The 12,037-nt window shown below is 72.1% G+C and carries 9 protein-coding genes; all 9 read right to left on the reverse strand.

Translation table 11 applies throughout. The features are described 5' to 3' along the window. Positions 1-19: 19 nt before the first annotated feature. The 9 genes from gatA to ACH442_RS08995 all read right to left on the reverse strand — a co-directional run bounded on the left by gatA (position 20) and on the right by ACH442_RS08995 (position 11,866). Complete coding sequence (gene gatA, locus ACH442_RS08955; RefSeq protein WP_396337369.1) at positions 20-1,483, reverse strand: Asp-tRNA(Asn)/Glu-tRNA(Gln) amidotransferase subunit GatA; 1,464 nt, start codon at positions 1,481-1,483, stop codon at positions 20-22. A gap of 2 nt (positions 1,484-1,485) precedes the next feature. After that, positions 1,486-1,785, reverse strand: a complete 300-nt coding sequence (gene gatC, locus ACH442_RS08960; RefSeq protein WP_396337370.1) for an Asp-tRNA(Asn)/Glu-tRNA(Gln) amidotransferase subunit GatC — start codon at positions 1,783-1,785, stop codon at positions 1,486-1,488. A gap of 43 nt (positions 1,786-1,828) precedes the next feature. After that, positions 1,829-3,853 carry a putative bifunctional diguanylate cyclase/phosphodiesterase gene (locus ACH442_RS08965; RefSeq protein WP_396337371.1) on the reverse strand — a complete coding sequence of 675 codons (2,025 nt, stop codon included), beginning with the start codon at positions 3,851-3,853 and terminating at the stop codon, positions 1,829-1,831. Between the two features lie 232 nt (positions 3,854-4,085). Next, the gene (gene ligA, locus ACH442_RS08970) at positions 4,086-6,377 is read right to left on the reverse strand and encodes an NAD-dependent DNA ligase LigA (RefSeq protein WP_396337372.1); all 2,292 of its coding nucleotides are present in this window, start codon (positions 6,375-6,377) and stop codon (positions 4,086-4,088) included. Positions 6,378-6,441: 64 nt separating this feature from the next. Continuing rightward, entirely contained in the window at positions 6,442-7,437 is a 996-nt protein-coding gene (locus ACH442_RS08975) for a methionine synthase (protein ID WP_396337373.1), read from the reverse strand. Continuing rightward, positions 7,430-8,533: a tRNA 2-thiouridine(34) synthase MnmA gene (gene mnmA, locus ACH442_RS08980; protein ID WP_396337374.1), complete on the reverse strand. Its 1,104-nt coding sequence runs from the start codon at positions 8,531-8,533 to the stop codon at positions 7,430-7,432. The genes ACH442_RS08975 and mnmA overlap by 8 nt, the downstream gene beginning before the upstream one ends. Positions 8,534-8,542: 9 nt before the next feature. Further along, entirely contained in the window at positions 8,543-9,718 is a 1,176-nt protein-coding gene (locus tag ACH442_RS08985) for a cysteine desulfurase family protein (RefSeq protein WP_396337375.1), read from the reverse strand. Positions 9,719-10,139: 421 nt separating this feature from the next. Next, the gene (locus tag ACH442_RS08990; RefSeq protein ID WP_396337376.1) at positions 10,140-11,072 is read right to left on the reverse strand and encodes an electron transfer flavoprotein subunit alpha/FixB family protein; all 933 of its coding nucleotides are present in this window, start codon (positions 11,070-11,072) and stop codon (positions 10,140-10,142) included. 14 nt (positions 11,073-11,086) lie between these two features. Further along, complete coding sequence (locus ACH442_RS08995; protein WP_396337377.1) at positions 11,087-11,866, reverse strand: electron transfer flavoprotein subunit beta/FixA family protein; 780 nt, start codon at positions 11,864-11,866, stop codon at positions 11,087-11,089. Between the last annotated feature and the right edge of the window lie 171 nt (positions 11,867-12,037).

A 12,037-nucleotide genomic window follows, 5' to 3' on the forward strand; every position in this document is an offset into this window, starting at 1 on the left:
CCCTCTCAGCGTTCGACTGTTACAGGGCCGGCGGGGTGAAGGTGCCGACGGCGGACTCCAGCGCACCGGCGACCCGGTACATCCGGTCGTCGGCCATGGTCGGGGCCATGATCTGGAAGCCGACCGGCAGCCCCTCGGAAAGCCCGCACGGCACCGAGATGGCCGGTCCGCCGTACAGGTTCGTCGGGATCGTGAAGAGGTCGGCCAGGTACATCTGGTACGGATCCGACGTGCGCGACCCGAACGGGAACGCCACGAACGGCGTCGTCGGCGAGACGAGCACGTCCACCTTCTCGAACGCGGCCTGGAAGTCGCGGGTGATCAGGGTGCGGACCTTCTGCGCCTGCCCGTAGTACGCGTCGTAGTAGCCACTCGACAGCGCGTACGTACCGAGAATGATCCGTCGTTTGACCTCGGGGCCGAAGCCCTCGTCCCGGGTCAGCGACATGACTTCCTCGAGCGAGCGCGAGCCGTCGTCGCCGGAGCGCAGGCCGTAGCGCACGCCGTCGAAGCGGGCCAGGTTCGACGAGCACTCGCTCGGCGCGATCAGGTAGTACGCCGGCAGCGCGTACTCGAAGTGCGGGCAGGACACCTCGACGACCTCGGCGCCGAGCTTGACCAGCGCCTCCAGCGACTCCCGGAACGCGGCCAGCACGCCCGGCTCGGAGCCGTCCCCGGCGAACTCCTTGACCAGGCCGAGCTTGACGCCGGTCAGGTCACCGAGCAGGCCCTGGCGGGCGGCGGCGACCACGTCCGGCACCGGCTGCTCGATCGAGGTGGAGTCGCGCGGGTCGTGCCCGGCGATGACCGCGTGCAGCAGGGCCGTGTCCTCGACGGTCCGGGCGCAGGGGCCGGGGGTGTCGAGCGAGGACGAGAACGCGATCAGGCCGTAGCGCGAGGTGCCGCCGTAGGTCGGCTTCGCGCCGACCGTGCCGGTGACCGCGCCCGGCTGCCGGATCGAGCCGCCGGTGTCGGTGCCGATCGCGAGCGGGGCCTCGTAGGCCGCGAGGGCCGCGGCCGAGCCACCGCCGGAGCCGCCCGGGATCCGGCCGAGGTCCCACGGGTTGTTCGTCGGCCCGTACGCCGAATACTCCGTCGACGAGCCCATCGCGAACTCGTCCATGTTGGTCTTGCCGAGGATCGGCATGCCCGCGGCCTTGAGACGCTCGACGATCGTCGCGTCGTACGGCGGCTTCCAGCCCTCGAGGATCTTCGAGGCGGCCGTGGTCGGCACGCCCTTGGTGGTCACCACGTCCTTGACGGCGATCGGCACCCCGGCCAGCGGGCCGGTGATCTCGCCCGCGTCCACCCGGCGGGCCACGTCGAGTGCGCCCTCGCGGTCGACGTGCAGGAACGCGTGGACGCGCTCGTCCACGGCGGCGATCCGGTCGAGGTGCGCGGTCGCCACCTCGACGGCCGACACCTCCTTGCTGGTGATCAGCTTGCTGAGGCCGGCCGCGCTGAGCCTGGTCAGGTCGCTCACGATCATTCCTCCTCGTCCAGGATGCGCGGCACCCGGAACCGGCCCTCGTACGCATCGGGCGCGCCGGAGAGGGCGGCGTCCTGCGTCAGGCTCGGCGTCGGAACGTCGTCGCGGTACACGTTGGTCAGCGGCACCGAGTGGGAGGTCGGCGGGATGTCCTCCGCGGCCACCTCACCGACCCGGGCGACCGACTGCAGGATCACGTCGAGCTGACCCGCGAATCGATCGAGCTCCTCTTCGGTCACGGCGAGCCGCGACAGGCGCGCCAGGTGCGCTACCTCTTCGCGGGAGATGGCGGCCATCCTGCCTCCAGTGCTTGACGTAATGCATGCTTTCCCGTGGAGTCTATTTCGCCGGGATCCACGGCCCGCGAAGAACCCCGGGCCGAATGGGCCGATAGCGCGACAGCCACTCGGCCAGCTCCGGAGCGGGCATCGGCCGGGCGTGGAACCAGCCCTGCGCGGCGTGGCAGCCGGCCGCCGCGAGCAGCCGCCACGTCGCCTCGTCCTCGACGCCCTCGGCGACCGCACGCAGGCCGAGCGAGTCGGCCAGCCCGATCACCGACCGGACGATCGCCGCGTCACCGCGGTCGCTCGCCATGCCCAGCACGAACGAGCGGTCGATCTTCACCTCGGTCAGCGGCAGCCGGCGCAGGTGCTGCAGCGAGGAGAAGCCGGTGCCGAAGTCGTCCAGGGAGATCGCCACGCCCATCCGGTCCAGCCGGGTGATGGTGTCCAGCACCCGGTGCGGGTCGGTCATCAGCGCGCTCTCGGTGATCTCCAGTTGCAGCAGGTCGGCCGGGACCTCGTGCTCGCGCAGCAGTGCCCCGATCCGGTCGGCGATGTCCCCGGCGTGCAGGTCGCGGGCGCTCACGTTGACCGCGGCGCGCAGCGGCCGCCCGGCGAACCGCCACCGGGCGAGCTGGGCGACGACCTCCTCCAGCACGTGCGCGGTCAGCAGCCGCATCACCGGCGTCGGCTCGGCCACCCGGAGCAGTTCCTCCGGGCCGACCAGGCCGCGCCGCGGGTGCCGCCAGCGCAGCAGCGCCTCGACGCCGACCACCTCACCGGTCGCGATCGCGATCTGCGGCTGGTAGTAGAGCACTATCCCGTCGCCGGGCGGGTCCCGGCGCAGCGCCGCGCGCAGGTCGGCGAGCAGGGCCAGCCGGTCCGGCGAGACGTGCGGCGCGTCCGGGCCGTGCACCGCGATCTGGTCGCCGCGCTGCTTGGCCTCGTACATCGCGGTCTCGGCCTCGCGCAGCAGCGTCGCCCCGTCACGACGGCCGGACTGCAGCGCGATCCCGATCGAGGCGGTCAGCTCGACCGGTGTGCCGTCCATCGGGAACGGCCGGCTCAGCGCCTCGGTCAGGTGCTCGGCGATCCGCCGAGCCGACGCGGCGCCCTCCACCCGGGTGGCGAGCACCCCGAACTCGTCGCCGCCGAGCCGCACCACCAGGTCGTGCCGGGGCACGGCCGCGGTCAGGCGGTCGGCGACCCGGGCCAGCAGACGGTCCCCGGCGCCATGGCCGAGAGCATCATTGACGGTACGGAAACCGTCCAGGTCCAGCAGGATCAGCGCGCGTTGCCGGTCGGGGCCGCGTTCGGACATCGTGGACTGCAGGGCGCGCCGGTTCGGCAGGCCGGTCAGCGGGTCGACCCGGGTGGCCCGTTCCGACTCGCCGGCCCAGCGGACCATCCGGTGCACGGCGTGCAGCGCCAGCAGGGTCAGCGGGAGCAGGGCCGGGCTGACCCGCGCGGCGAGCAGCAGGATCGGGGCGAGCAGCAGCAGCGCGGCGGTGGCCAGCAGATCCGCGGGGGCACGGCGGCGGCGACGCGTACGCCGTTCCGCCGTGCACCGCCGCACCACGGCCGCCACCGCGTACCGGGCGGCGATCCACGCGGCTGCCGCGGCGCAGGTCAGCGCCGCGTCGCCGAGGTCCGGCCGCGGCCCGATCCGCCCCGAGACGAACCCGGCCACGATCGACGCCGCCCCGAGCCCGGCGGCGTGCTGCAGCGCCAGGTGGACGGTCCGCGGCACGGCGTGGCGCATCCGGATCCCGGCGACCGTCACGGCGATCAGCTGCACCGTCAGCGCCGGCACGAACCCCCAGGCCAGCGCGATGGCGAAGGTGAAGCAGATGGACGGCAGGACCACCCGGCTGACCCGCCGCCCCGGCAGCGGATGCGGCCGTGCGTCGGCCACCACGGCCAGCACCGCCATGATCCAGTAGGCCGGGGGCAGCGCCCGGAACGTCTCCGCGGCGAGCGCCCAGAGCACCAGGTCGGCGACGAGGGTCAGGCCGGTGGTGACGAGGAGGGCACGACGCAGCCGCGGAGCGGAGGCAGCCGTGCGGGGACGAACGGCATCCATGCGACCTCCACGACTGGGCCTCGATCACTTACACGATAGATCCACATGTCGCATTTGCCGCTTATGCACTTACCGGTCATCGTGCCCGCACACGCCGCCACCGCCGCATTTCACCCGCGAGCCTGACAAGCCGCCGGCCGCGGGGCGGTTGCGGCCGGACCAGCCGACCCGTCCACGCACTCGAGCCGGCCGAGCCGTGCCGCCTCCCGCAGCCCGCGGACCTCGCGGGTTCTCAGCCCTCGGGCGTGACCTCGGCGACGGCACGCGCGGCATCCGGGCCGTCGGCGAGCAGCACTCCGAAACCGGCCTCGTCCAGCACCGGAACCTTCAGGCTGAGCGCCTTGTCGTACTTGCTGCCGGGGTTCTCCCCCACCACCACGAAGCCGGTCTTCTTCGACACCGAGCCGCTCACCTTGCCGCCCCGCGACGTGACCGCCTCGGCCGCCTGATCGCGCGTGAACCCGGCCAGCGTCCCGGTGACCACCACGGTCAGCCCGTCCAGCGGCCGCGGACCGGTCTCGACCCGCTCGTCCGCCATCCGCACCCCGGCCGCCCGCCATTTGCGCACGATCTCCCGGTGCCACGGCACGGTGAACCATTCCCGCAGGCTGTCCGCGATGATCGGCCCGACCCCGTCCACCGCCGCGATCGGATCGACGGCCTTGGCCTTCCGCTTGGCCGCCCGCACCGCGGACTCCGCCCCGCCGTCGGCGCTGTCCGCCGCCTCAGCTTCCCCGGGCGGAGCAGCATCACCAGGCACGGTGACACTTCCGGCCTCGGCCTCCTCGTCGGACGCCGGGCCGTTCGCCGCTTCTTCGAGAGCCGCGGCCTCCGCACTGGCCGCCACCGCCTCCGGATCGGCAGCTGTGCGGGCGAGCTCCGCCTCCAGGGCCTTCATCGACCCGTACTCCAGCGCCAGCGCCTCGGCGGCGGTCGGCCCCACGTGCCTGATCGACAGGGCCACCAGGACCCGCGCGAACGGCCGCGACTTCGTGTCCTCCAGAGAGGCCAGCATCTTCCCGGCGTTGGTGCTGAGCTTGCCGTTCTTGTTGACGAAGAACGGGACCCGCAGCAGATCCTCCTCCGTCAGCGTGAACAGATCGCCCTCGTTGTGCAGCACCCCGGAGTCGAGGAGCGCTTTCGCTGATTTCTCCCCCAGCACCTCGATGTCCAGCACGTCCCGGCTGGCCAGCGTCGCCAGCCTCTGCAGCAACTGAGCCGGGCAGGTCTCGCTGTTCGGGCAGCGGATGTCGACGTCGCCCTCCTTGGCCGGCGCCAGGGGCGTGCCGCACGACGGGCACTCGGTCGGCATCACGAACGACCGCGCATCCTCCGGCCGCAGGTCGATGACCGGCCCGAGGATCTCCGGGATCACGTCGCCGGCCTTGCGCAGCACCACGGTGTCGCCGATCAGCACGCCCTTGCGGACCACCTCCTGCGCGTTGTGCAGGGTCGCCTGGGACACCTCGGAGCCGGCCACCTTCACCTTCTCGACGATCGCATACGGCGTGACCCGCCCGGTCCGACCCACGTTCACGGCGATGTCGAGAAGCTTGGTGGTCACCTCCTCCGGCGGGTATTTGAACGCGATCGCCCAGCGCGGCGCCCGGCTCGTCGACCCGAGCCGCCCCTGGATGCCGACCGAGTCGACCTTGACCACGACACCGTCGATCTCATGCTCGACGTCGTGCCGGTGCTCGCCGTAATACGAGATGTACTCCTTGACGCCGGCCATGTCGTCGACCAGTTTCCACCGGGTGCTGGTGGGCAGGCCCCAGGCCTTCAGCGCCTCGTAGGCGTGCGACTGCGACGTCGGGCTGAACCCCTCTCGCGCGCCGATGCCGTGCACCACCATCCGCAGCCCGCGGGAGGCGGTGACCCGCGGATCCTTCTGCCGGAGGCTGCCGGAGGCCGTGTTGCGCGGATTGGCGAACGGTGCCTTGCCCTGCTCGACCAGCGAGGCGTTGAGATCCTCGAACGCCTCACCCGGGAAGTAGATCTCGCCGCGCACCTCGATCAGATCGGGCACGTCGTCGCCGGTCAGCCGTTCCGGGATCTCCCGGATCGTGCGCACGTTGGCCGTCATGTCCTCACCGCTGCGCCCGTCACCGCGGGTCAGTGCGCGGACCAGCCGGCCCTTCTCGTAGAGCAGGTTGATGGCCAGCCCGTCGACCTTCAACTCGCACAGGAACTGGACCGGCCCACCCGCGTCCCGGACGGTCTTCTCCGCCCAGGCGTCGAGCTCGTCGAGGCTGAACACGTTGTCCAGCGACATCATCCGCTCGATGTGCGGGACGGTGACGAACTCCGTGGAGAACGTGCCCCCCACGTTCTGCGTCGGCGAATCCGGCGTCCGCAGCTCGGGGAACTCGGCCTCCAGGGCCTCCAGCTCGCGCAGGAGCACGTCGAACTCGCTGTCGGAGACGATCGGCGCGTCGAGCACGTAGTACCGATACTGATGCCCGCGAATCTCCTCGGCGAGCTCAGCGTGGCGAGCGCTCGCCTCGGCGCTGGGTGAAGTCACCGGAACCTCCGTGTCTCAAGAACCTACGAGGCACGGTAGTCCCCACCCCCGACAATTTCGGGGCTCACACCTCGGAGATCCGCCGCCCGGCTTCGTGAACCGCCTTGAGCAGGGCACGAACGTAACCCGGCGTGGCCCCGGCCAGCCCGCAGGCCGGCGTGATCACCACCTGTTCCGCCAGTCGCGCGGCGGGGAAGCCGAGCCGGCTCCACAGTTTCTGCACGCGTTCGGCGATCCGCTTCGACTCCGGCCGTTCACCGGCGGCCGGCCGGGTCGGCGCCGCGCCCACGAACAGGCCCAGCCCGGCCTCGATCGCCTCGCCCACCGGGTCCAGCTCCTTGAGCAGCGACAGGTCGAAGGCGGCGGCGGTGAACCCGGCGTCCCGGATCACCGGCCACGGCACGTCGGACGCGCAGCAGTGCACCACGACCGGGGTGTCCAGCGCTTCCACCACGGTCCGCAGCCGGGCCGTGGCGTCCGGGCCGTCGACCTTCCGGTACGCGCTGAGCCCGCTCTCGGTCGGCACCCGCCCGGCCAGCACGGCCGGCAGTGACGGCTCGTCCAGCTGCAGCAGCACGGTCGCCCCGGGCAGACGTTTGCGCACGTCGGCCACGTGCCGCCGGAGCCCCTCGACGAGCGAGTCGGTCAGGTCGCGGACCGCGCCCGGGTCGCGCAGCATCCGCCCGCCGATCGGCAGGTCGAGCGACGCGGCGAGGGTCCACGGCCCGGCCGCCTGGATCTTGACGGTCCCGGTGAACCCGTCGGCCTGCTCGGTCAGCTGGTCCAGGTCGCGTTCCAGCAGGTCGGCGGTGCGCCGCAGGTCTTTCCCGGGGCGGCCGGCGATCTGCCAGCGCCCGGCGTAGAGCTGCACCGGCAGCTCGACCAGGAACCCGGCGCCGCGGCCGACGAGGTCCGCCCCCGGGCCGCGCTCGGGCAGCTCGGGAAGGTGCGGCAGGTTCGGCAGCTCGCCGATCACGATGCGCTGCGCCTCGGCGACGTCGGTGCCGGGCAGGGAGCCGATGCCGGTGGCGGACCCGGCCGGCCACGGGAAGTCAGGCATGCGCCGACTCCCGGGCGCCGGTGGACCGGGTGCCCGCCGTGATCGTGGCCGACCCGAGCACGATGTCCCCGTCCGGGTCCGGCTTGTACGCCACGATGGCCTGACCTGCGGCGACTCCCCGAGCCGGCGCCTCCAGGGTCGCGGTCAGCCCGCCGTCGGCGACGACCACGGAGGCCGGAACCACCTCACCGTGAGCCCGCAGCTGCACCTCGCACCGAACGTTTCCCGAGATTTCGTGCCAGACGGGCCGGGTCGCGGTCACCGTGTCGACCTCGAGATCCTCGCGCGGCCCGACCGTCACCGTGTTCGTCACCGGAGTGATCGAAAGGACATACCGCGGCCGCCCGTCCGCCGCGGGAACCCGCAGGTTGAGGCCCTTCCGCTGGCCGATCGTGTACCCGTAGGCCCCGTTGTGCGTGCCCAGCTTCTCCCCGCTGCGCCCGTCGACGATGTCCCCGGGCGCGGACCCGAGCCGCCCCTCCAGGAACCCGCGGGTGTCCCCGTCCGCGATGAAGCAGATGTCGTGCGAGTCCGGCTTGTCGGCCACGGCCAGCCCGCGCTCGGCCGCCTCGGCCCGCACGCGCTCCTTGGTCCAGTCGCCGAGCGGGAACATCGCCCGGTCCAGCTGCGCGCGGGTCAGCACGGCCAGCACATACGACTGGTCCTTGGCCAGGTCGACGCTGCGCCGCAGCAGGCCGTCGGCCCCGAGCCGCGCGTGGTGCCCGGTGACGACCGCGTCGAACCCGAGCGCCACGGCCCGGTCCAGCACGGCCTCGAACTTGATCTTCTCGTTGCAGCGCAGGCACGGGTTCGGCGTGCGGCCGGCCGCGTACTCCTCGACGAAGTCGTCGACGACGCTCGCGTGGAACTCGTCGGCCATGTCCCACACGTAGAACGGGATGCCGATCACGTCGGCGGCCCGCCGCGCGTCGCGCGAGTCCTCCAGCGTGCAGCAGCCGCGCGCGCCGGTCCGATACGTCTGTGGGTTACGCGCCAGCGCCAGGTGCACGCCGGTCACGTCGTGCCCGGCCTCCTTGGCACGGGCCGCGGCGACCGCGGAGTCGACACCGCCGGACATGGCCGCAAGAACTCGCATGAAGCCAGCCTATCTGGGTGTCTTCCAGGCGCCCGCCCGGCGGGCGCGCTCGACCACGCCCGGCAGCGCGGCCAGCAGCGCGTCCAGATCCGCCTCGGTGCTGTCGTGCCCCAGCGAGAACCGCAGCGACGACCGCGCCCGGGCGTCGTCGGCGCCCATCGCCAGCAGCACGTGGCTGGGCTGCGCGACCCCGGCCGAGCAGGCCGAGCCGGTCGAGCAGTAGATCCCCTGCGCGTCCAGGAGCAGCAGCAACGCGTCTCCCTCGCAGCCGGGGAAGGAGAAGTGGGCGTTGCCGGGCAGCCGTCGCTCCGGGTCGCCGTTGTAGATCGCGTCCGGCACCGCCGCGAGCACCCGCCGGACCATCTCGTCGCGCAGGACGGCGACGCGGTCCGCATACTCCAGGCGGGCCCGCACGGTCGCCTCGACCGCCACCGCGAACGCCACCACGCCGGGAGTGTCCAGCGTCCCGGACCGCACGTCGCGTTCCTGGCCACCGCCGTGCAGCAGCGGGGTGCAGCGCACGTCACGCCCCAGCACCAGCGCGCCGGTCCCGACCGGTCCACCCAGTTTGTGCCCGGTCAGTGTGAGAGCCGCCACGCCACTCCCGGCGAAGTCGACCGGCACCTGCCCGACCGCCTGCACCGCGTCGGTGTGGAACGGGACGCCGGCCTCGCCGGCCAGCGCGGCCAGCTCCGGAACCGGCTGCACCGTGCCGACCTCGTTGTTCGCCCACTGCACGCTGACCACCGCCAGCTCGTCGCCGTGGGCGCGGACCAGCTCGGCGAACCCGTCCGGGTCGACCCGCCCGGCGGCGTCCACCGGCAGGTAGCTCACGGTCGCGTGCTCGTGCCGCCCCAGCCAGTCGACCGCGTCCAGCACCGCGTGGTGCTCCACCGCCGACGCCACGACGCGCAACCGCCTGGGATCCTCGTCCCGCCGCGCCCAGAAGATGCCCTTGGTGGCGAGATTGTCCGCTTCGGTCCCTCCGCCGGTGAAGATCACCTCGGAGGGCCGCGCGCCGATCACCGCGGCGATCCGCTCCCGCGACTCCTCGACCATCCGCCGGGCGCCGCGCCCGGCCGCGTGCAGGGACGACGGGTTGCCGATCGCCCGCGCGGCGGCCGCGTAGGCGTCCAGCGCGGCGGGCAGCATCGGCGTGGTAGCCGCATGATCGAGGTAGGCCATTGTTCCCACTCTAGAACCTGTTTCTCGAAGCAACCTTCGCCGTCCCGCCCCGCATTCCCCGGCCTGCACAACGTAGAACAGGACCAATACAGAAGATCAAATTCTTTGTTGCCTGTCTCCGCTGTGGTCCCTCTTCGCCGCTCCCGCGGGGACCCTTCCGGGCCGAGCAGGGCGCAGGGCGCCCAGAACGCTCAGCCCTCCAGGGCGACGTCCGTGGGTGGTCCCGCTCACAGCACGAACCCGACGACGGGTTCTGATTGTTCCCGGCCCACGGGTGCGCACGATCACTCCGCACCCGAGGTCCGCCGTGGGCACGGACGGGCCGGGGCCGGGTCGCCTGACGGCGGGCGCCGGCAATGTCGTACGGGAAAACGGAAACGGCCCGGCGGAGGACCGCCGGGCCGTGACCAGAAGCGTGGTCCTACTTCCGCTTGCGGATCTCGTCGGCCGCCTGCGGGACGACCTTGAACAGGTCGCCGACGACACCGAAGTCGGCGAGCTCGAAGATCGGCGCCTCGCCGTCCTTGTTGACCGCGACGATCGTCTTCGAGGTCTGCATGCCGGCCCGGTGCTGGATCGCGCCGGAGATGCCCAGAGCCACGTAGAGCTGCGGGGACACCGTCTTGCCGGTCTGGCCGACCTGGAACTGGTGCGGGTAGTAGCCCGAGTCGACGGCCGCACGCGACGCGCCGACGGCGCCGCCGAGCAGGTCGGCCAGCTCCTCGACCAGCTTGAAGTTGTCGGCGTTGCCCACGCCGCGACCGCCGGAGACGACGATGCCGGCCTCGGTCAGCTCCGGGCGCGAGCCCTTCTGCTCGGCGACGCGCTGCGTGACCGTGGCCAGCTTGTCCGCGTCGCTGACGGCGACCGTCAGTTCCTCGACGGCCGGGGTGGCCGCGGCGGCGACCGGCGTGGTCGAGTTCGGACGGACGGTCACGATCGGCAGGCCCTTGGTGACCTTGGACTTGACGATCGTGGAGCCGGCGAAGACCACCTGCGTGGCAGTGCCGTCGGCGGCCACGTCGACCGCGTCGGTGAGCAGGCCGTTGTCCAGCTTGACGGCCAGCCGACCGGCGATCTCCTTGCCCTCCTGGGTGGAGGCGAGCAGCACGGCGGCCGGGGAGACGCGCTTGACCAGCTCGGCCACGGCGGTCGCCTTGGGGGCGGCACCGTGGTCCAGCACGTCCGCACCGGACGCGGTGTAGATCTTGGCCGCGCCGAACTCGGCGAGCTTGGCCTGGTCGGCCTCGCCGAACACGACCGCGGACACCTCGCCGAGCCCACGAGCGATCGTGAGCATCTCGAGCGTGACCTTCTTGACGCCGGCCTCGACGACAACGAGTACTTCAGCCATGACGAGACCCCTTCTCAGACGAACTTCTCGGTGGCGAGGTACGCGACGAGCTGCTCGCCGCCGTTGCCCTCGTCGGTGACCTTCGCGCCGCCGGAGCGGGCCGGACGCTTGGTCCACTCCAGGACCTGGCTGGTGGCGCCGGCGAAGCCGACCTCGTCACCGGCCACGCCCAGGTCACCCAGGGACAGGCTCTGCAGCGGCTTCTTCTTGGCGGCCATGATGCCCTTGAAGGACGGGTACCGCGGCTCGTTGATGGTGTCCCAGACGCTGACGATCGCGGGCGTGGCGGCGGTGACCACCTCGTACCCCTCGTCGGTCTGCCGCTCGATGGTCAGCTGCGAACCGTCGACCGTGAGCTTGCGCGCGCCGGTCAGCGCGGCCACGCCCAGGCGCTCGGCCAGCATGTGCGGGAGGACCTGGACCCGGCCGTCGGTGGACTCGGCGCCACACAGGATCAGGTCGGCGTTCAGCGTGCCGAGGGCGGCGGCGAGCACCTTGGAGGTGGCCACCGCGCAGGAGCCGTGCAGGGCGTCGTCCGCGACGTGGACGGCCTTGTCGGGGCCCATGGAGAGCGCCTTGCGGATCGAGTCGGTCGCGCCGGCCGGGCCGACCGTCAGCACGGTCACCTCGCCGCCGTGCGCCTCTTTGATCTTCAACGCCTCCTCGATGGCGTACTCGTCCATCTCGTTGATGACGTTGCTCGCCGAGCCGCGCTCGACGGTGTTGTCGCTCGCGCTCAGGGTGCGCTCGGCACCGGAGTCGGGCACCTGCTTCACCAGTACGACGATATTCATCGCGCTATTGACCCTCCTGTATTGAACGCACCGTTGCGGTCGAGCCGGTCTGTCGGCCGGCCCAGCCCGGCCGCGCGCGGCCCGACTGGAACCGTGTCGGCAAGGTTACCCGCCAGTAGCTTTGCTGTTGCCAGCCACCCGGAGTGACCCACCTCACTAGCATCGCCAGGA

Origin of the sequence: Actinoplanes sp. NPDC020271 (assembly GCF_044388125.1) — a bacterium.
Classification (GTDB): Bacteria; Actinomycetota; Actinomycetes; order Mycobacteriales; family Micromonosporaceae; genus Actinoplanes.